This is a genomic window from Curtobacterium sp. VKM Ac-1395 (genome assembly GCF_015350975.1).
Lineage (GTDB): Bacteria > Actinomycetota > Actinomycetes > Actinomycetales > Microbacteriaceae > Curtobacterium.
Window position 1 is genome coordinate 552,148 of the sequence record NZ_JADKRX010000001.1, and the last position, 19,418, is coordinate 571,565.

Annotated in this window: 18 protein-coding genes; 10 read left to right on the top strand and 8 right to left on the bottom strand. The window is 73.1% G+C overall.

All coding sequences use genetic code 11. From position 1 onward, the window contains the following. Nucleotides 1-6: 6 nt before the first annotated feature. Both ITJ68_RS02835 and ITJ68_RS02840 read right to left on the bottom strand, forming a co-directional pair. Nucleotides 7-1,056: an LCP family protein gene (locus tag ITJ68_RS02835; protein WP_194659810.1), complete on the bottom strand. Its 1,050-nt coding sequence runs from the start codon at nucleotides 1,054-1,056 to the stop codon at nucleotides 7-9. A 77-nt stretch (nucleotides 1,057-1,133) separates the two neighbouring features. After that, a complete protein-coding gene (locus tag ITJ68_RS02840) occupies nucleotides 1,134-1,532 on the bottom strand; it encodes a MarR family winged helix-turn-helix transcriptional regulator (protein ID WP_194659811.1) in 399 nt (132 codons plus the stop codon). Nucleotides 1,533-1,617: 85 nt separating this feature from the next. Here ITJ68_RS02840 and ITJ68_RS02845 point away from each other — a divergent pair, with 85 nt between their 5' ends. The 4 genes from ITJ68_RS02845 (at nucleotide 1,618) to ITJ68_RS02860 (ending at nucleotide 6,799) form a co-directional block, all read left to right on the top strand. Beyond that, nucleotides 1,618-3,765, top strand: a complete 2,148-nt coding sequence (locus ITJ68_RS02845) for an MMPL family transporter (RefSeq protein WP_323743198.1) — start codon at nucleotides 1,618-1,620, stop codon at nucleotides 3,763-3,765. A gap of 12 nt (nucleotides 3,766-3,777) precedes the next feature. Then, nucleotides 3,778-4,428, top strand: a complete 651-nt coding sequence (locus ITJ68_RS02850) for a GntR family transcriptional regulator (protein ID WP_194659813.1) — start codon at nucleotides 3,778-3,780, stop codon at nucleotides 4,426-4,428. A gap of 81 nt (nucleotides 4,429-4,509) precedes the next feature. Further along, nucleotides 4,510-6,000: an LCP family protein gene (locus ITJ68_RS02855; protein WP_194659814.1), complete on the top strand. Its 1,491-nt coding sequence runs from the start codon at nucleotides 4,510-4,512 to the stop codon at nucleotides 5,998-6,000. A gap of 16 nt (nucleotides 6,001-6,016) precedes the next feature. Then, nucleotides 6,017-6,799 carry an endonuclease/exonuclease/phosphatase family protein gene (locus ITJ68_RS02860; RefSeq protein WP_194659815.1) on the top strand — a complete coding sequence of 261 codons (783 nt, stop codon included), beginning with the start codon at nucleotides 6,017-6,019 and terminating at the stop codon, nucleotides 6,797-6,799. A gap of 24 nt (nucleotides 6,800-6,823) precedes the next feature. Here ITJ68_RS02860 and ITJ68_RS02865 read toward each other — a convergent pair whose 3' ends face one another. Further along, nucleotides 6,824-7,537, bottom strand: coding sequence for a hypothetical protein (locus ITJ68_RS02865; protein WP_194659816.1), 714 nt, complete (start codon nucleotides 7,535-7,537; stop codon nucleotides 6,824-6,826). A gap of 168 nt (nucleotides 7,538-7,705) precedes the next feature. Between ITJ68_RS02865 and ITJ68_RS02870 the strand changes: the two genes are divergently transcribed. The 4 genes from ITJ68_RS02870 (at nucleotide 7,706) to ITJ68_RS02885 (ending at nucleotide 12,026) form a co-directional block, all read left to right on the top strand. Continuing rightward, nucleotides 7,706-8,488, top strand: a complete 783-nt coding sequence (locus tag ITJ68_RS02870; RefSeq protein WP_194659817.1) for a GntR family transcriptional regulator — start codon at nucleotides 7,706-7,708, stop codon at nucleotides 8,486-8,488. After that, nucleotides 8,485-9,480, top strand: a complete 996-nt coding sequence (locus ITJ68_RS02875; RefSeq protein ID WP_194659818.1) for an ADP-ribosylglycohydrolase family protein — start codon at nucleotides 8,485-8,487, stop codon at nucleotides 9,478-9,480. The genes ITJ68_RS02870 and ITJ68_RS02875 overlap by 4 nt, the downstream gene beginning before the upstream one ends. Before the next feature lie 102 nt (nucleotides 9,481-9,582). Continuing rightward, nucleotides 9,583-11,076 (top strand): purine-cytosine permease family protein, encoded by a 1,494-nt coding sequence (locus ITJ68_RS02880; RefSeq protein ID WP_228504445.1) that lies wholly within the window; start codon nucleotides 9,583-9,585, stop codon nucleotides 11,074-11,076. After that, nucleotides 11,076-12,026, top strand: coding sequence for a PfkB family carbohydrate kinase (locus tag ITJ68_RS02885; RefSeq protein WP_194659820.1), 951 nt, complete (start codon nucleotides 11,076-11,078; stop codon nucleotides 12,024-12,026). The genes ITJ68_RS02880 and ITJ68_RS02885 overlap by 1 nt, the downstream gene beginning before the upstream one ends. Before the next feature lie 35 nt (nucleotides 12,027-12,061). On the opposite strand, the gene ITJ68_RS02890 is transcribed toward ITJ68_RS02885, so the two are convergent. Further along, nucleotides 12,062-12,802: an SDR family oxidoreductase gene (locus ITJ68_RS02890; protein ID WP_194659821.1), complete on the bottom strand. Its 741-nt coding sequence runs from the start codon at nucleotides 12,800-12,802 to the stop codon at nucleotides 12,062-12,064. A 144-nt stretch (nucleotides 12,803-12,946) separates the two neighbouring features. Here ITJ68_RS02890 and ITJ68_RS02895 point away from each other — a divergent pair, with 144 nt between their 5' ends. Together ITJ68_RS02895 and ITJ68_RS02900 are read left to right on the top strand one after the other, a co-directional pair. Further along, nucleotides 12,947-13,825 (top strand): helix-turn-helix domain-containing protein, encoded by an 879-nt coding sequence (locus ITJ68_RS02895; protein ID WP_194659822.1) that lies wholly within the window; start codon nucleotides 12,947-12,949, stop codon nucleotides 13,823-13,825. A gap of 91 nt (nucleotides 13,826-13,916) precedes the next feature. Next, on the top strand, nucleotides 13,917-14,828 hold the full coding sequence (locus ITJ68_RS02900) for an SDR family oxidoreductase (RefSeq protein WP_194659823.1): 912 nt from the start codon (nucleotides 13,917-13,919) through the stop codon (nucleotides 14,826-14,828). Nucleotides 14,829-15,013: 185 nt separating this feature from the next. On the opposite strand, the gene ITJ68_RS02905 is transcribed toward ITJ68_RS02900, so the two are convergent. From ITJ68_RS02905 to ITJ68_RS02920, 4 genes are all read right to left on the bottom strand, one after another. Beyond that, nucleotides 15,014-17,089, bottom strand: a complete 2,076-nt coding sequence (locus tag ITJ68_RS02905; RefSeq protein WP_194659824.1) for an iron ABC transporter permease — start codon at nucleotides 17,087-17,089, stop codon at nucleotides 15,014-15,016. Nucleotides 17,090-17,092: 3 nt separating this feature from the next. Beyond that, entirely contained in the window at nucleotides 17,093-18,067 is a 975-nt protein-coding gene (locus ITJ68_RS02910) for an iron-siderophore ABC transporter substrate-binding protein (protein ID WP_194659825.1), read from the bottom strand. After that, nucleotides 18,064-18,897, bottom strand: coding sequence for an ABC transporter ATP-binding protein (locus ITJ68_RS02915; protein ID WP_194659826.1), 834 nt, complete (start codon nucleotides 18,895-18,897; stop codon nucleotides 18,064-18,066). The genes ITJ68_RS02910 and ITJ68_RS02915 overlap by 4 nt, the downstream gene beginning before the upstream one ends. 63 nt (nucleotides 18,898-18,960) lie before the next feature. Further along, on the bottom strand, nucleotides 18,961-19,284 hold the full coding sequence (locus ITJ68_RS02920; RefSeq protein ID WP_071279059.1) for a hypothetical protein: 324 nt from the start codon (nucleotides 19,282-19,284) through the stop codon (nucleotides 18,961-18,963). Nucleotides 19,285-19,418 lie beyond the last annotated feature (134 nt).

The following is a 19,418-nucleotide window of genomic DNA, read 5'->3' on the forward strand; positions in this document are numbered from 1 at the left end:
GCCGGGTCAGTCGTGCGGGTTCTGCGCGAGCCAGCGCCCGAGGTCGTCGGACCGCAGGGATGCGCCCAGTGTCTGCACGGCGCCGGCGTTGACCGCGACGTAGGACTGGCCGTCGGGCGAGGTCCCGCCGCCAGCGGTCGGCATCGTGAACGTGTGCAGGTCGTCGGCGCGGACGTCCCGCAGTGACCAGCCGAGATCGACCAGGGTGCGGAACGTCAGGCCGGGGTCGACCGCGAGGTACTTGCTCGTCGCACTGACGAAGTCCTGGATCCGGCCCGGGTCCGTCGCGGTGTCCTTCGACAGGAGCCCGCCGACGATCCCGCGCATGAACGCCTGCTGGTTGCGCACGCGGGTGTGGTCGGCGTCGGCGAAGGCGTACCGCGTCCGGACGAACGCCAGCGCTTCCTCGCCGTCGAGGTGGTTCGGGCCGGCGACGATCCGGTGCTTCTCGATGCCGCTGGTCCTGAAGGCCTGCGGGGAGTCGACGGTGACGCCCCCGAGTGCGTCGGTCATGCCGGTGAACCCGGCGAAGTCGATCTCGGCGACGTGGTCGACCCGGATGTCGAGGAGCTGCTCGACGGTCTGCACCGTGAGCGGGACGCCGCCCCAGGCAGAGGCCGCGTTGATCTTCGCGGTCCCGTAGCCGGGGACGTCGACCCACGAGTCGCGCATGATCGACATCAGGTACACGGCCTTCCGGTCCGCCGGCACGTGGGCGAGCATCAGCGTGTCGGCACGCTCCCCGCGGAAGCCGTCGTCGACGTCGGAGCCGGCGCGGGAGTCGGACCCGATCAGCAGGATGTCCTCCGCGCCGGCGGTGGCGGCCGGACGAGCGCCGCCGGGGAAGGCGTCCGCGATGGTCTCGGTCTCGCGGTCGTAGTTCCGGGCGAGGCCGCCGCTGAAGATGCTCGCGACGACGGCGATGACGCCAGCGATCCCGACGAGGGACCCCACCGTGGCGACGAGCGCGACGAGGAACGGGCGGCGACGGCGGGGTCGTGGAGAGCGGCGCGGTCGTGCAGAGCGGCGGGGTCGTGCGGAACGGCGGCCGGACATGCGGGCTCCTGGGATCAGGCCGACGAGGCGCCGACTCGGTCCAGTCTATCGCATGTGGTATTTCAGAGGTGATGTGGTCAGGACCTGTGGAGGATCCGACCAAGGGCTGCGCGGAGCTGCGGGTCGTCGGGCAGGACCTCGCGCTCGATGTGCCTGGCGGTGTCCCACATCGCCCGGCCGTGGTCCGTGACGGTGACGACCCGCCGGCGCCGGTCGTCCGGGTGCTCGGTGCGTTCGACCATCCCGTCGCGCTCGAGTCGCTCGAGGGTGCGCGACATCGTCTGGGGCTGGACCCGCGCCGCGCGGGCGAGGGTGTCCGCGCCGGTGGGGCCGGTCCTGATCAGGATGTCGATCGCGATGAGCGCCGCGTGCTGCAGGCCGATCGCGCGGAGTCGTTCGTCCCAGTCCCGTTCCACGGCCCGGGCCGCCGCAGCGAGGAGTCGCCCGAGGGGCCACTCGGCGGGGGCGTCGTCCATGGAGCAAGTCTACGGTCGGGTCACCGGCGTCCTCCCTGGACCGCAAAGCAGTCAGCATGCTGACGATCGGTGTACGCTCGCCGACGTGTCCCGCTTCCTGCGCATCGTGGTCCCCGCCGTCGTCATCGTCGTCTGGCTCGTCGTGGCCGCGATCGGCGGCCCCTTCTTCGGCCGCGTCTCCGAGGTCTCCACGAACGACCAGACCTCGTTCCTGCCGGCGTCGGCCGACGCGACGACGGTGCAGGACCGCGCCGCGGCCTTCCGCGACGAGACCGGTGCCCCCGCCGTCATCGTGCTCGAGCGCGACGGCGGCCTGCGGGACGCCGACTCCGCCGCCGCGGCGACCCTGGTGGACCGGCTCGCCGACCGCTCCGACGTCGACGCGGTCAGCCCGCCGATCCCGAGCGCGGACGGGGACGCCGTCGAGATCGTCGCCACGCTGACGAGCGCCGCCGACACCGGGACCGCGGTCGCGGCGATCCGGACGGACGTGGACGACGCGCTGCCCGACGGCGTGCACGGGTACGTCACCGGGCCGGCCGGGTTCACCGCCGACCTCACCGAGGCCTTCGCCGGCATCGACGGCATCCTGCTCGGGGTCGCCCTGGCCGCGGTGTTCGTCATCCTGGTCGTCGTCTACCGCTCGCCGCTCCTGCCCTTCCTGGTGCTCGGGACGGCGACGTTCGCCCTGACCGCCTCGATCCTCGTCGTGTGGGCGCTCGCGAAGGCCGGCGTCGTCACGGTCAACGGGCAGGTGCAGGGCATCCTGTCGATCCTCGTCATCGGTGCGGCGACCGACTACGCGCTCCTCTACACGTCCAGGTACCGGGAGGCGCTCCGTGACCACCGCACCGGGTGGGACGCGACGCGGGCCGCACTCCGCGGCAGCCTCGAGCCGATCCTGGCGTCGGGGGGCACCGTGATCGTCGGCGTGCTCTGCCTGCTGCTCTCCGACCTCAACTCGAACAAGGCGCTCGGACCGGTCGCCGCGATCGGCGTCGCGTTCAGCGTGCTCGCCGCGTTGACGCTGCTGCCGGCACTGCTGCTCGCGTTCCGCAGGGCCGCGTTCTGGCCGCTGCGACCGGCGTACGGCAGCGCCCACCCCGTCGTCACCGGGCCGGACGCCCGCGGGCTCTGGGCGCGGGTCGCCCGCCTCGTCGCACGGCGGTCGCGGGTCGTCTGGATCGTCTGCACCGTCGGGTTGCTGGCCATGGGCGCCGGCCTGTTCGGACTCCGGGCCGACGGGGTCCCGCAGAGCGACCTGGTGATCGGGCAGTCCCAGGCCCGTGACGGTCAGGCCGTGCTCGCGGACCACTTCCCCGCCGGGTCCGGCAGCCCGGCGCAGGTCCTGGGCGACGCGGACCGGCTCGACGAGCTCGCCGCGGCCGTCACCGGCGTGCGCGGTGTCGACGACGTGGTCGCGGTCGCGAAGGACTCGCCGACGGGCACGGTGCCGGTGCGTGCCGAGGCCCAGCGTGACGCGACCCAGGGCGGCGCGGTACCGGGTGCCGATGCCCGGCCGACCGTGTCCGACGGGCAGGTGCTCCTGCAGGCGACGCTGACGGACGCTGCGGACTCCCCGGCCGCCGAGCGGACCGTCCGGGACCTCCGCACCGCCGTCGAACGGGCGGACCCGGGAGCGCTCGTCGGGGGCGTGACGGCGACGGCGATCGACACGAACGACACCGGCATCCGTGACCGCACGCTGATCATCCCCGTCGTCCTGGTCGTGATCCTGCTCATCCTGATGCTGCTGCTCCGGAGCGTGGTGGCTCCGCTCGTGCTCATCGGCAGCGTGATCGTGTCCTTCGCCGCCGCACTCGGGGTCGGGGCGCTCGTGTTCGACCACGTCTTCCACTTCCCGGGGGCCGACCCCGCGGTGCCGCTGTTCTCGTTCGTGTTCCTGGTGGCGCTCGGGGTGGACTACAACATCTTCCTCATGACCCGGGTCCGCGAGGAGTCCCTGCGCTCCGGCCCGCGCGAGGGCGTCCTGCGCGGGCTCGGCGTCACCGGTGGGGTCATCACCTCGGCCGGGGTGGTGCTCGCCGCCACGTTCGCCGCCCTCGGGGTGATCCCGATCCTGTTCCTCGTGCAGATCGCGTTCGTGGTCGCGTTCGGTGTGCTGCTCGACACGGTCGTGGTCCGCTCGCTGCTCGTGCCGGCGATCGTGCACGACCTCGGTCGGCACGCCTGGTGGCCATCGCGCCTCTCGCGCCGACCGGGTGACATGTGACACGCTGAGACCATGCCAGTTCCCTCGACGCAGCCAGCAGCCGAGCGCAAGCTCCTCCGAGACACCGTGCAGGACAAGATCCGGGACGCGATCATGGACGGCACGCTCGAGCCGGGGGAGCGGCTGAACGACGACGACCTGATCGCCTGGCTCGGCGTCTCCCGCACCCCGATCCGCGAAGCGCTCGCCGAGCTGGCGCGCGCCGGTCTGATCGAGATGGCACCGAACCGCTACACGCGGGTGGCTGCGCCCACGTCGGCGGAACTGCTCGACGCCTACCGCACGCTCGGCGTGATCTACGGCGGCGTGGTCCGCCTGGCGGTCCCGCGGTTCACCGACGCCGAGCGGAAGAAGATCGTCAAGGTGCTCGACGACGCCACGGCGCGGATCGGCCGGGACGAGATCGGTGCGGTCGCCCAGAACGGCACGGACATCTACGCGATGTGGGCCGACGCCTGCGGCAACCCGTCGCTCGCGCAGCTCTGCCGCTCCACGACGGACGGACTCGCGTTCAAGCTCCGCGTGCCCGAGCTCGCCGAACTCGTGCCGGCAGCGGTCATCCTGCCCGAGCTGGCGAAGCTCACAGCCGCAGTGCGCGCGAAGGACCCGATCGCGGCGGAGCTCGCCATGGAGGCCGTGCACCTGCTCCCGACGCGCGACTGAGCCCCCGCGCAGGGCCGGCCAGAGGAGCGGTTCGCAGGCGGATCCCACACTCGCCACACGGTCACCGGTTATCGTGCTGCAGTGAGCAGCGAACCCCGAGAGACGAGCCTGCGCCGCCGTGGTGGCGCCGTGCCGCCCCGCCACGGCCGCCAGAAGCGTGGCGTCGGTGTGGTCTTCCCCGCCGTCGCAGGCGTGCTGACCATGGCGTTGCTGCTCAGCGGCGGCTACGCGGCGTACGCCTACAGTCGGCTGTCGGGCGGCGTGACCCGCATCGACGCGATCGCCGGGAACACGCCCGCCAAGGACGACGTGGACGGCACCGCGCAGAACATCCTGCTCGTCGGTGACGACCACCGGCCCGACAACGCGACGCCGGAGCAGATGGCGGAGCTCAGCACGGAGTCGGACGGTGGCGCGACCAACACCGACACGATGATCGTGCTGCACCTCAACGCCGACGGCACGCAGGCGACGATGATGTCGTTCCCGCGTGACTCGTGGGTCGACATCCCGGGCGTCGGCAAGGGCAAGCTCAACAGTGCGTTCCACTACGGCACGCTGAACGGCGGCGGCGACACCGGCGGGGCGAAGCTGCTCATCCAGACGATCCAGGACCTCAGCGGCCTGACGATCGACCACTACGTGCGGGTCTCGCTGCTCGGCTTTTACCAGGTGGTCAAGGAGCTCGGCCCCGTCCAGGTCTGCCTCAACCAGGCGGCGAAGGACAAGGACTCCGGCGTCGACCTGCCCCAGGGGGTGTCGACGCTCGACGCCAAGCAGGCGCTGTCGTTCGTCCGGCAGCGCAAGGGCCTGCCGAACGGCGACCTCGACCGGAGCGTGCGCCAGCAGTACTTCCTGTCCCAGGAGGCCCGCAAGGTCCTCTCCGCCGGCACGCTGCTCAACCCGGTGAAGATGGGGAACATCCTCGGCGCCGTCGGCGGGTCCATCCAGACCGACACCGACCTCATCTCGCTCGCGTCGAAGCTGCGGAACCTGCGGCCGGCGGCCATCCAGTCCGCCACGATCCCGACGCTCGGCACCCCGACCATCTACCCGAACGGCTACGCGGTCTCCATCGTCGAGGTCGACACCGTCGGGCTCCCCGCGTTCGTGCAAGGCCTCATCGGTGAGCCGGAGGCCTACACGAAGGCGACCGCCGCACAGCCCGCCGCCACGACGGTCACCGTGCTGAACGGCAGCGGGATCACGGGCGCGGCGACGAACGCCGGGGGCGTGTTGAGCGCTCGCGGCTTCCAGGTGGGGGCACCGGGTTCGTCGGACACCACGAAGACGACCCTGGTGCGGTACCCGTCGGGCATGGAGGCACAGGCGAAGGCCGTCGCCGCGGTCGTGCCCGGGGCGGTCGCCGTGCGGTCCACGACGGTCACCGGCGTGCAGCTCGTCCTCGGCACGGACGGCAAGACGGCCCAGCCGGTCGCGGCGGCACCCGCACCCGCGGAGAGCTCGGCCCCGGCCGCGGAACCGGCGCCGACCGAGTCGGAGTCCTCCGAGCCCGCGCCGTCGTCGACGGACGTCAAGAGCTACGGCAAGGACGGCGTCTGCATCAACTGACGGGTACGGTCGACGGGTGGACAACGCAGCCCGTCCGATCACCCTGATGACCTACAACGTGAAGAACCCCGACCCGGCGCGCAACTGGCCGGCCCGGGTCCCCGTCCTGCTGGACATCGTCCGTCGCAACGACCCCGACCTCCTCTGCGTGCAGGAGGCCTTCGACCACCAGATGGACGACCTGCGGCAGGGACTGCCCGGGTACACCGCGATCGGCCAGGGCCGTGAGGGCGGCACGGCGGGCGAGCACGCGGCCGTCTTCTTCCGCACGAGCCGGTTCCGCCCGGACGAGGACGGCTCCTTCTGGCTCTCCGACACCCCGGACGAGCCCGCGTCGAACACCTGGGGCAGCGTCTACCCGCGCATCGCCAACCACGTGCGCTTCCTCGACGTCGAGGGGCCGACGTTCACGCTCCTGACGACGCACCTCGACCACGAGCCGAACGCGCACGGCGACGAGGTCCGCGGACGCAGCGCCGCCCTCATCGTCGAGCGTCTGGCCGGCACCGGCGGGCCCGTCGTCGTCGCGGGCGACTGTAACGAGCCGGCCGGGACGGGGAGCGCGTCCCGCGTCTTCGCCGAGGCCGGGTACACGGACGCCTGGACGGTGGCCGGTGACCCCGACGACCGGACGGCGACGTACAACGACTGGGAGCCGCCGGTCGACTCCGGGGAGCGCATCGACTGGGTCCTCACGAAGGACGTCACCGGCGTCGACCGCGTGCGCATCGACCACGACGGGCCGGAGACCTGGTTCGCGAGCGACCACTTCCCGGTCATCGCGACCCTGCGCATGTGACCCTCGGGTCGCAGGGCGGCGGGCTCAGCAGCCCCGCGTCGCGTGCACGGGCATCGGCGACCCGATCACCGTGACCGTGGTGCCGTCGGTGAGCGCGGAGACGCCGTTCCTGCCGGCACCGCGATGGTCGGAGGACCAGCCGTCCTCGAGCAGGACCTGCCAGGCCTCGGCGTCCTCGGATCCGAGTGACTCGCGGTCATCGGCATCGGCGTGACGGATGCGGTCCTCGACGTCGTCGCCGACCTGGACGCCGTGCGGGCCCTGCAGCTCGACGAGGTCACCGGCACGGGTGCGGACCTCGTCGCGGAGGACCCGGACCTCCACCGAGTTGCCGAGCGCCGACGGCGTGGCCAGCGCGGCGACACGGACCGCGCCGCCCCACGTGGAGGTCGTGGTGGCGGGGTAGCAGCGACCACCGGAGCCCTCGGGGGTCTGCGACCGGGACGGCGACCCGAGGAGCCGTGTGAGCAGTCGGACGGTGGTGCCGGCGTCCCGCATGGAGGCGACGGCCACGGTCCGACGGCCGTCGCGGAGCGTGATGGCCTCGGCGTCGAGCTCGATGGTGTCCACCCGCTTGAGCTTGCCGCTCGGCACCCACGTGGCGCTCGGCGACGGGGTGAGCTCGGCGGCGACGGCACGGTCGTCGGGCAGCGACCCACGCGCGAGGTCGGCCGACGTCACGCCCGCCAGGACGGCGAGCGCGGCGGTGCCGAGCACGAGCAGGGTCCGGGGAGTCACTCGTCGACGGTACGACCACGACCCCGGATGTGCGACGGGTGTTACCGAATCGGAGCCGGGCCGTCACCGGACCGTGATGTTCGTGACGGAGGCGGGGCGAGCCTCCCGGCCCTTCGTGAACCGGCTGTTCCTGGACTGGACAGGTCTTGTACATGTACCGTTCCTGCCATGCCCGTCTCATCGAAGCGACGCCTCGTCGCCGACGCCCTGCGCGACGCCATCGGGACGGGCCGCTACGGCCACGGTGAGCGACTGCCGGGCGAGCACGAGCTGGCGGAGCGGTTCTCGGTCAGCCGCGGCACCGTCCGCGCGGCGCTCGCCGACCTGGCCGATGACGAGTACATCGCGACCCACGGCGGCATCGGGTCCGTCGTGACCTTCGACGGCGCCGCCCTCGACCCGCGGGCCGGCTGGGCGCGGTCGATCGCCGGCAGCGGCGCCGAGGTCCGGGCGGTCACGCTCCGGATCGAGCGGGTCGTGGACCCCGAGCTCGCCAGCGTCGTCGGGGCCGATCCCGAGCTGGTCGCGGTCGACCGCGTGCGCTCGGTCGTCGACGGACCGGCGGTCTCCTACGAGCGGAGCCTCGTCCCCCGCGTCGGCCGACTGGACCGATCCGTCGAGGACGGCCTGGTCGACGGGTCCCTCAGCGCCACCATCGCGGCGGCCGGCCTGGTCCCCGCCCGGGCCGAGCAGTGGATCGACGTCCGCCCGCTCGACGAGTCCGAGGCGCTCGTGCTGGGTCGTCCCGCCGGTACGCCCTTCCTGCACAGCCGACGGGTCTCCCGGTCCGCGGGGGGAGCGTTCGTCGAGGCCGTCGACAGCCTGCTCGACCCCGACCGGTTCCGGATCCACATGCGGTTCGGTCAGCCGTCCGCAGAGCTGACGACCCCGGCGTCGACGACCCCGAACCGGACCCACGACCGCTCCACACGACAGGACACCGCCCGATGACCCCCCACGACCACGCGCTCGCCGCCCTCCAGGGCCTCGCGATCGGCGACGCGCTCGGCATGCCCACGCAGTCGATGTCCCTCGCCGAGATCCGCGCCGACCACGGGCGCATCACGGGCTTCGTCGACGCCGGCCCCCGGCAGCGGATCGCGCACGGCATGCCCGCCGCGAGCGTCACCGACGACACCGAGCAGGCGGTCCTCGTCGCCCGGCTGCTCGTCGAGGGCGACGGGCGGCTCGACCCGACCCGGTTCGCCGAGGCCCTGATCGCCTGGGAGCGGGCGATGGCGGCGAAGGGGTCGCTCGACCTGCTCGGCCCCAGCACGAAGACCGCCGTGCAGCGCATCCTCGACGGTGTCCCCGTGTCCGAGGCCGGCTCCACCGGGACCACGAACGGCGCGGCGATGCGGATCAGCCCGGTCGGGATCACCACGCGGGCCGACGACCTCGAAGCGCTGGTCGACGCCGTGCAGGACGCCTGCCGGGTCACCCACGACACGGGGCTCGGCATCGCCGGTGCCGCCGCGGTCGCCGCCGCGGTGAGCGCCGGGATCGACGGGGCCTCCCGGGCCGAGGCCCTCGACGTCGCGGTCGCCGCGGCGCGGATCGGGGAGCGCCGCGGCCACTGGGTCGCCGGTGCCTCGATCGCGGCGAAGACGCGCTGGGCGCGCGGGTTCCTGCCGACGATCCCGGCCGACGAGCGCATCGCCACCGTCGACGGCGTGATCGGCACCAGCGTCGCGAGCCAGGAGTCCGTCGTGGCGGCACTCGCTCTCGTGTCCCTCGACCTCGACCCGTGGGAGACGCTCTGCACCGCCGCGAGCCTCGGCGGCGACACCGACACGATCGCGGCGATGGCCGGCGCAGTGCTCGGCGCCGTGCACGGACCGTCGGCGTGGCCGGACGGCGCCGCCGAGCAGGTCGAGCGCGTCAACGACCTGCGGTTCGCCGACGTCGTGACGCCGCTCCTCGCGCTGCGCCCCACCGCGTAGCCCCCCGAGCCCCCGGTCGGTGGCGTCCCCCCAGCGCCATCGACCGGGCCCTTCCCCGCTCCCACCCCCCCCCGAAGCCCTTCCGACGACGTAAGAGGAATGATGTCCGACACCGCTCCCCACTCCAGCGGCACGCTCACCAGCATCGAACAGCGCGGGATCGAGCCCGTCCCCGCCGCCGAGCGCACCGGGAACGCCGGCGCGCTGTTCTGGGTCTGGTTCGCCGCGAACATCTCGATCCTCGGGCTGCCGCTCGGGGCGACCCTGGTGGCCTTCCAGCACCTGAACATCTGGCAGGCGCTGCTCGTCGCCGTGATCGGCGCCGCCGGGTCGTTCGCCGTCGTCGGCGTGATCTCGGTCGCGGGTCGTCGGGGCGGTGCACCCGGTCTGACCCTGAGCCGCGCGGTGTTCGGCGTGCGCGGCAACATCGGCCCGACGTTCGTGTCGCTGCTCTCCCGGCTGGGCTGGGAGACGGTGAACACGACGACGGCCGCGTTCGTGCTGCTGTCGCTCTTCACGATCCTGTTCGGTACGGACGGCGACGCCAAGCACGCCCCGCTGCTGACGATCGTCGCGATCCTGGTGTTCGTCGTCGCGACCGTGCTCATCTCCGGCCTCGGCCACGCGTTCATCGTCGCCGTGCAGAAGTGGGCGACGTGGGTGTTCGGTGCGCTGAACGTGTTCGTCGCCGTGTTCCTGGTGCTCCGCGTCGACTGGCACGTCGTCGGCAGCGCCCCCGCCGGGCCGTTCGCCGCGATGGCGATCGGCATCGGCACGATCGCCGCCGGCACCGGCATCGGCTGGGCCACCGCCGGCGCGGACATCGCGCGGTACTCCAAGCGCAGCGTCCGCGCGTCCAAGCTCGTCGCCGCGAGCGCCGCCGGTGCCGGCATCCCGCTCGTGCTGCTCGTGGGGCTCGGCGCGCTCGTGTCCGCCGGTGACCCGACGCTCGCCCAGGCCGGTGACCCCGTCGCCGCGATCCGCGAGCTGCTGCCCGGCTGGATGGCCGTGCCGTACCTGATCGCCGCGTTCGGAGGGCTGCTGCTCTCGAACCACCTGTCCGTCTACTCGGCGAGCCTCACCACGCTGACCCTCGGCATCAAGGTGCCCCGGGTGTGGGCCGTGGCCGTCGACGTCGTCGTGACGACGCTCGGCGCGATGTACTTCATGCTCGTGGCCGACGGCTTCTACGCGCCGTTCATCACGTTCATCTCGGTGCTGGCCGTCCCGATCACCGCCTGGCTCGGCGTCTTCATCGCCGACATCGTCCGACGCACCTGGTACGACCCCGAGGCCCTGCTCGACCTCCGTGCGGGCGGCCGCTACTGGTACTCCGGCGGCATCGCCTGGCGTGCCGTCATCGCCTGGGGCGTGGCGATCGTCGTCGGGTTCCTGTTCACGAACGTGCAGGTCGGTGACGCGGACCCGGTCTTCGTCGGGGCGTTCTCCTCGACGTGGATCGGTGCGAACGGCCTCGGCTGGATCGTCACGTTCATCGTCGCCGCCGCGATCTACGCGCTCAGCGGTGGCCCGAGGGGCGTCCTGCACGAACCCGCGGACGAGTCCGCCCCGATGCCGGTCCGCGAGCGCGCCTGATGTCCCGGCTGGTCTCGGTCGGCAACGTGGTCGTCGACATCGTGATGCGGATCGGCACCATGCCCGAGCCCGGCGGCGACGTCATCGCGTCGTCGTCGGAGATCACGGCCGGCGGCGGGCTCAACACGATGGTCGCCGCGCGCCGCGACGGCATGGAGGTCGTGTTCGCCGGGCAGTACGGTACCGGCCCGTTCGGCGACGTCGTCCGCCGAGCCCTCGTCGACGCTGACGTCGAGGTCCTGCAGCCCGGCCTCGACGACGTCGACAGCGGCTACTGCGTCGCGCTCGTGGACGCCTCGACCGAGCGCACCTTCGTCACGAGCGTCGGCGCCGAGGGCCGGCTCGGTGCCGAGGAGCTCGCCCGCGTCACGCTGCACGACGACGACACGCTGTTCGTCTCCGGCTACGGCCTGGCGCACCCCGTGAACGGCCGCGCGATCGCGGCCTGGCTCGGGTCCGTCCCTGCCGGTGTGCGGGTCGTCTTCGACCCGTCGCCGCTCGTCGACACGCTCGACCCGGCGGTGCTCGGCCCCGTCATGGCGCGTGCGGACGTGCTGTCCACGAACGCCCGGGAGGCTCGGCTCCTGTCCCCGGGGTCGGCCGACCTCCGACAGGCGGTCACCGCCATCGCCGCCGGAGCGCCCGGCACGGTGCTGGTGCGCGACGGCGGGGCCGGGTGCTGGGTGGCCGATCCGTCGCTGCCCGACGGGCCCGTCCTGATGCCGGGCTTCCCGGTGACGGCCGTCGACACGAACGGCGCCGGGGACGCACACGGCGGCGTGCTCGTCGCGGCGCTCTCCCGTGGTGAGGGGATCCTCGCCGCGGTCCGGCGCGCGAACGCGGCCGCGGCGATCGCGGTCACCCGGCCGGGGCCGGCGACGGCGCCCACCCGGGCCGAGACGGACGCGTTCCTCGCCCCGCACCGGACAGCGGCCGAACGCCGGGGGTGACCACGGCCTCCCGTGCGTGACCGCTGCTCGGCCGGTCAGCGCCCCGGCAGGGTGGCGAGCGACTGCGACCGCTGCTCGAGCAGCGCGGCGTAGGTGCCGTCGCGCTCGGCCCACCGCAGCGCCTGCGCGCGCTCGACGACGACCTCGTCCGGGGTCGGTGTCCGCGTGAGCAGCCCGACGACCTCGTCGAGGTAGGCATCGAGCGGCAGCGCGTTCGGGTTCACCTGCTCCTGCCCCGCGGTGGCGACCGCGGGCGGGACGAGCTCGGTGACGCCGACGCCCGTGCCGACGAGCTGCGCGCGGAGGGCCTCGCTGTAGGCGTGGACCGCGGCCTTCGAGGCACCGTAGGACGCCATCAGCGGGAACGGCATGAACGCGATGCCGGAGGTCACGGTCATGAAGTCCCCGTGGCCCTGTGCGACGAGGTGCGGCGTGAACGCGTCGAGCACGCGGATCGTGCCGAGCAGGTTGACGTCGATCGTGGTCGCCGAGGACGCGAAGTGCGCCGGGTCGCGGAGGTCCTCGAGCAGCATCACGCCGGACATCGTCACGACGAGGTCGAGGTCGGGGTGCGCCGCCAGCACGGTGTCGCGGGCGCGGAGGACCGACTCCGGGTCGGTGACGTCGACGGAGACGGTCTCGAGGTCGTCGACCCGGCTGGTGTCGCGCCCGCCGACGACGACGGTGGAGCCGGCGTCGGCGAACCGGCGGGCGAGTCCGCGGCCGATGCCGGACGTGCCGCCGACGACGAGGACGGTGCGGTCGTGGATGTCCATGGTGGTGCTCTTCCCTGGTGCGTGGAGTGGGTGGTGGGGACGAGACGATGCTGCGCGCGTCGCCCCGACCGCGGGAGGTCCCCCGTGGTCCAGGGGAGTGACAGGGCACCCCGCCGACCCGGGCCGCTCGGTAGCGTGAGCGGCATGGACGGACCCACGGCGAACCGGCTCGGCGAGTACCTGCTCGCACGGCGCGGTCTCGTCACGCCGGAGCAGGTCGGACTCGCCCCCGGTGGGAACCGGCGGGTCACGGGACTCCGGCGCGAGGAGGTGGCGCTGCTCGCCGGGATCAGCCTCGACTACTACCTGCGACTCGAACGCGGGCGGGACAGCAACCCGTCGGCGCAGGTGCTCGAGTCCCTGGCACGGGTGCTGCAGCTCGACGACGTGGAGACCGAGTTCCTCCTCGGTCTCGGAGCGAGCCGCCCGTCGCCACGGCGTCGCCGCCCGGCCGAACGCGTGCCGGCACGGCTGCACCAGCTGCTCGACACGCTCGAGCTGCCGGCGTTCGTCGAGGGACGCCACTTCGACGTGCTGGCCGCGAACGCGATCGCGACGGCGTTCTCGCCGCGCCTGACCCCGGGGGAGAACCGGTTGCGGTCGCTGCTCCTCGACGCCGAGGAACGCGAGTTCCACGACGACTGGGAGACCGCGACGGCCGACGCGGTCGCGTCCTTCCGGCACACGGTCGGCGACGACGTCACCGACACCCGGGCGGTCGAGGTCGTCGGGGAGCTGTCGATGGCCAGTGCGCGGTTCCGGGCACTCTGGGCCCGGCAGGACGTCCGCCGTCTCGCCGGGAACTCGACCGTCGTCCACCACCCGTCGCTCGGGACCATGCGGATGCACCGCGAGAAGTTCCCGGTGGACGGACTGCTGTTCGTCCTCTACCACCCGGACGCGGACGGCGAGAGCGCCGACAAGGTCCGCCTCCTGGCGGCGATGGCGTCGGGCCACGGCAGCGCCGGGGACGTCACCGACGGGTCCGCCGGAGGACGCGCGGTGCTCGGCGACCGGTCGTGACGGCGCGCGCCTGACGGACCGTGGCCGGTGTGCGCAACCGGGGGACAGCCTCCTGGGCGGTGCGGTGACCCCGCTGCGTACCGTGAGGGACATGACGGACCAGCAGATCGACCAGTACACGATGCAGGACCCGACGAAGCTCTACGCCGACAAGACGCCCGACGAGCAGTACCTCAAGGGTGCCGGCACGGACGCGGAGATGGCGCAGAACGTCCCGGCCGACCACGGCGAGGACACCTACCGCGGCTCGGGCCGACTCGAGGGCCGCAAGGCGCTCATCACCGGCGGTGACTCCGGCATCGGCGCCGCCGTCGCGATCGCCTACGCCCGCGAGGGTGCCGACGTGGCCATCGGCTACCTGCCCGAGGAGCAGGAGGACGCCGACCGCATCGTCTCGCTCATCGAGGCAGCCGGCCGCAAGGCCGTCGCGATCCCGGGTGACATCACGTCCCTCGAGTTCTGCGAGCAGCTCGTCGCGACCGCCGTGCAGGAGCTCGGTGGGCTCGACATCCTGGTGAACAACGCCGGCAAGCAGCAGAACGTCGACGACATCACGAAGATCTCGGACGACGAGTTCGACGAGACCTTCAAGACGAACGTCTACGGCACCTTCCGCATCACGAAGGCCGCCGTCCCGCACCTCAAGCCGGGTTCGACGATCATCAACACGACCTCGATCCAGGCCTACGCGCCGTCGCCGCACCTGGTGCACTACGCGGCCACGAAGGCCACCGTGAACAACCTCGCGAAGGGCCTCGCCGCGCAGCTCGCGCCGAAGGGCATCCGCGTGAACGCCGTCGCACCGGGCCCGATCTGGACGCCGCTGCAGCCGGCCGGTGGTCAGCCGCCGGAGGCGCTGCCGTCCGCGGGTGAGCAGACCTACCTCGGCCGTTGGGGCCAGCCCGCCGAGCTCGCGCCGGCCTACGTGTTCCTGGCGAGCGGCGAGTCGTCGTACGTCGTCGGGGAGACGCTCCACGTCGACGGCGGCATGCCGACGCCGTAGCGGCTGCGCTCCGGCGGCCTGAGGCCTGCCGCAGCGGCTGTCGTCGGATGGTGCGGGGTTCCGCTCGCCGTGCTGGGTCCTGTGCCCGCACGGTGAGGGGAACCTCGCACCATCCGCGTTCCGGGCCAGCGGGCGCGGCGCGGGCGCGGACGCGGCGCGGGCGCGGCGCGCTGGTGCCGCGGCGCTCAGCGGGGCGTGCGGACCAGCAGCCAGATGAAGTACGGCGTGCCGATGACGGCGGTGAGGATCCCCGCGCCGAGCTGCGCCGGTGCGATGACGGTCCGCCCGACGACGTCGCCGACGCAGACGAGCACCGCCCCGAGCAGCACGGCCACCGGCACCACCGCGGCGTGCTTCCGACCGACGAGGGCCCGGGCGGCGTGCGGTGCGACGAGTCCCACGAAGCCGATCGTCCCGACCGCGGCGATCGCCGTCGCGGTGAGCAGCACCGACACCGCGAGGAAGCCGGCCCGGGTGCGCGAGAGCCGGACGCCGAGCAGGCGCGGGGTGTCCTCGTCGAGGGAGACGAGGTCGAGTTCGCGGCGTCGGGCGACGACCACCGCGAGCGACACCACCAGGACGACGGCGACCGGCAGACAGTCCGTCCACGTGCGGCCGTAGGTCGAACCGGAGAGCCACGTCAACGCCTTCGTGGCGTTGAACGGGTCGGTCAGGACGATCACCAGGCTGATCATCGCGGTGAGCCCGGACGAGACGCCGATGCCGACGAGCACGAGGCGGTCCTGGCGGAAGCCACCGCGGGCAGCGAGACCGAACACGATCGCGGCGGCGACGGCTGCGCCGAGGAACGCCCCGCCCGCCGTGGTCCAGGTCCCGACGACGGGCACCGCGGTCACGACGACGACGGCGCCGAGGCCCGCGCCGCTCGAGACCCCGAGGACGCCGGGGTCGGCCAACGGGTTCCGTGTGACGGCCTGCACGACCGTGCCGGCCAGCGCGAGGGCCGCTCCGGCGAGCAGTGCGGCCAGCACCCGCGGGACCCGGGTGTCGAGGATGAACGCGATGGCCTGGTTCGCCCGGCCGGTGAGCCAGTTCGTCACGTCGCCGAGGAGCAGCTTCGCGTCGCCGAGCAGCACCGACGCCACGACCACCCCGACCAGGACCACGACGAGCGAGCCGATCACCACGGGCACGGTCCACCGACCCGGCGTGCGGGCCCCCTCGAGCTGCCCGGACTGGCCGGCGTCGCGCGTGCGGAGGGCCATCACGACCAGGAACACCGCGCCGACGACGCTCGTCACGACACCGGTCGGCACCGCGGTCGCCGCGTCTCCGCGCACCACCGCGCGGAGCAGGACGTCGGACGCGAGCACGATGCCGGCGCCGACGAGCCCGGCGACCGGGAACGCCGCCCACGACCGGTGCAGGGTCGGGAAGCGTCGGGCGAGGGGCCGGACGAGCGCGGGGGCGGAGAGGCCGACGAAGCCGATCGGGCCGGCGATGGTGACGGCCGCTGCCGACAGCACCACGGCGAGCACGATCGCGACGACCCGGGTGCCGTGCACGGGGACGCCGAGGCCACGGGCGGTGTCGTCGCCGAGCGCCAGGGCGTCGACCCGGCGGGACACGACGACGAACCCGGCGACGCCGACCGCCAGGAACGGCAGCATCGGCACGAGGCCGCCGAAGCCGTTCTGCGCGATGCCGCCCTGGCTCCACGCGTACATCCCCTGCGTCTCCTGGGGGAACAGCAGGACCAGGGCGTTGGTCACCGCACCGAGGCCGAGAGCGAGGGCCGACCCGGCGAGCACCAGCCGGACGGTCCCGCTGCCGAGGCCCGAGAGCGCGAGCACGACCGCCGCGGCACCGAGACCGCCGAGGAACGCGAGGCCCGACTGTGCCAGGACCCCGAACCCGATGCCGGAGACGGACCCCAGCCCGAGCGCGAGGTAGGCACCGGCGTTGACGGCCAGCGTGTCCGGCGACGCGAGCACGTTCCTGGTGACGGCCTGCATCGCGGCGCCGGCGACGCCGAGGGCCACCCCGACCAGGAGCCCGGCGACCATCCGCGGCAGGCGGGAGGCGACGACCACCGAGGCGTCAGCGCGGTCGGCGTTGCCCGTGACGGCCTTCCACAGCGCACCGGCCCCGACGTCCGCCGTGCCCTGCGTGACCTCGATCGCGGCGAGGAGCGCGACCACGACGAGTCCACCGAGCAGCAGCGCGACGCCGAGGGAGACGCGTCGTGTCCGAGCACGTGCCGGACGACCGGCGCGGACCCGCGCCGCGGTGTCGACCACCCGCTACTTCGTGATCGCGGCGACGGCGGCGTCGACGTACGCCTCCATCGAACCGGGGCCGCCGAACATCCAGATGCCGTCGTCCAGACGGTGGACGGCGCCTCGCTCGACGAACGGCAGCGACTTCCACACGTCGTTCGACGCCAGGGTCTCCGCGAAGACGTCGTCGCCGTCCACGTCGTTGCCGATGTACAGGAACGTGGTGTCGTCGGGCAGCGCGGTGAGGCCCTCGACATCGGTCGAGCCGAGGCCGTACGCCGGGTCGCCGGTGATCGTCCACGCGTTCTCGAGGCCGAGGGCGGTGTTCACGGCGCCGATCGCCGAGGTCTTCGTGAACGGGCGGATCGTCACCTGGTTCGAGAGCACGTACGCGTCGGCGAAGGCCACCTTCGTCCCGGCCTTGCCCGCGTCGTCGAGCTCCTGCTTCGCGTCCGCGAGCTTCGACTCGAAGCCCTTCCACACCGTCGTCGCCTTCGCGGTGGTGCCGGTCGCCGTCGCGATGAGGTCGAGCGTCTTCCGCATGTTCGCGAGCTGGTCGGTGCCCTCGGCGGACTCCACCACGAGGGTCGGCGCGATCTTCCGCAGCTGCGTGATGACCGAGGACTTGAGCGAGGTCGTCGCCACGATGAGGTCGGGCGCGATCGAGGCGATGGTGTCCGTGCTCGGCTCACCGCGCGTGCCGATGTCCTTCGGGTCGCCCGTGAGCGGCACGGCGGAGTCCCACGCCGAGTAGCCCTTGACGTCGGCCACCCCGGCCGGTGCGACACCGAGGGTCTCGAGGTCCTCGACCACGTTCCACTCGGTCCCCACGACCTTCTCCGCGGGGCCGTCGAGCGTCACCTTCGTGCCCGTGGCGTCGGTGACGGTGATCCTCGACGCCGAGGAGGTGGTGTCGGTCGCCGACTGGGTCGTGCCGCAGGCGGTCAGGCCGACCGCGAGGGTGACGGCGACGGCGGTGGCGGTGAGGAGGCGCTTCATGAGCTGCTGTGGAGCCTTTCGGTGCGGGTGTGGTGTCGGCCGACGGCGCGGGTGCGCAGGCGTCCGGTGGAGGGGTCGTGGTCGACGTCGATCCGGATGCCGTACACGGCCGAGAGTCCGTCGGAGGTGAAGACCTCGGTGGGGGTGCCGTCCGCGACGACGACCCCGGCCTCGAGCAGGACGACGCGGTCGGCGACGGCTGCGGCCTGGTCGAGGTCGTGCAGGACCACGCCGACGGCGATGTGCCGTTCGTCGGCCAGGTCGCGGACCAGGTCGAGGAGCTCCACCTGGTAGCGGAGGTCGAGGTAGGTGGTCGGCTCGTCGAGCAGCAGCACGCCGGTCTCCTGCGCCAGGCAGCTCGCCAGCCAGACACGCTGCAGCTGCCCACCGGAGAGCTGGTCGACGTGCCGGTCGGCGAGGTCGCGCAGGCCGGTGACGTCGAGGGCGTGCTCGACGACCGCCGCGCCGTCGGGGTCGGACCCGCCGAAGCGTGAGCGGTACGGGTGGCGGCCGAACGCGACCACGTCGCGGATGCGGAGGCCCCCGGGGGTCGGTCGGCCCTGGGTGAGGAGTGCGACGCGCTGGGCGAAGGCCTTCGGCGAGAGCGCGAGGCCGTCGACGGGCGCCTCGGTCGTCCCGTCGTGCAGGGCCACCGAGCCGCTCCGCGCTGCCTGCAGTCGTGCGATCGTCCGCAGCAGCGTGGACTTCCCCGAACCGTTCGGTCCGACGAGGGCCGTCACGCGGCCGGCGACGAGCTCCAGCGACGCCCCGTGCACGACCGGGTCACCCTGGTAGGCCACGGTGACGGCATCAGCTCGGAGATCGACCACGCAGTAAGGGTAGCCTAACCTTCCTGCCGTCCCGCAAGTGGGGTCCGACGGTGCGTGACCGGCTCAGCCCGAGACGCCGCAGCTCCTCGCCATGGCCTCGAGCAGTTCGCGGGCCGACATCGCGGCGGCCAGCTCGATCTCGACGGGGTTGATCCCGAACGCCCGCTCGAGTTCCCGGCGGCGTGCCTGGTCGGCGACGGGCACCTCGGGCCGCTGTGGCAGCACGGCGATCGCGTGTGCGGCGGCGTCGAACGCGCCGTGCGGCCGGCCGAGCTGCTCCCACATGGTGCGGACGTCGTGCGCGACCTGGTCGGTGTCGCCGCCGAACTCGAAGCCGGCGGACGCCATGGTGGCCAGTCCCTGGGCGATGGGGTCGTTCGGGGTCATGGCGGCATGGTCACACAACCGGCCGGGGACCCGCCAGGACCGCGACGGGGGCGTGTACGGCACTGTCCCCCTTCCGCACGCCCCCCGGACCGGGGATGCTGCTCGGCGCCGGAACGCGGTTGACTTGCCCAGCC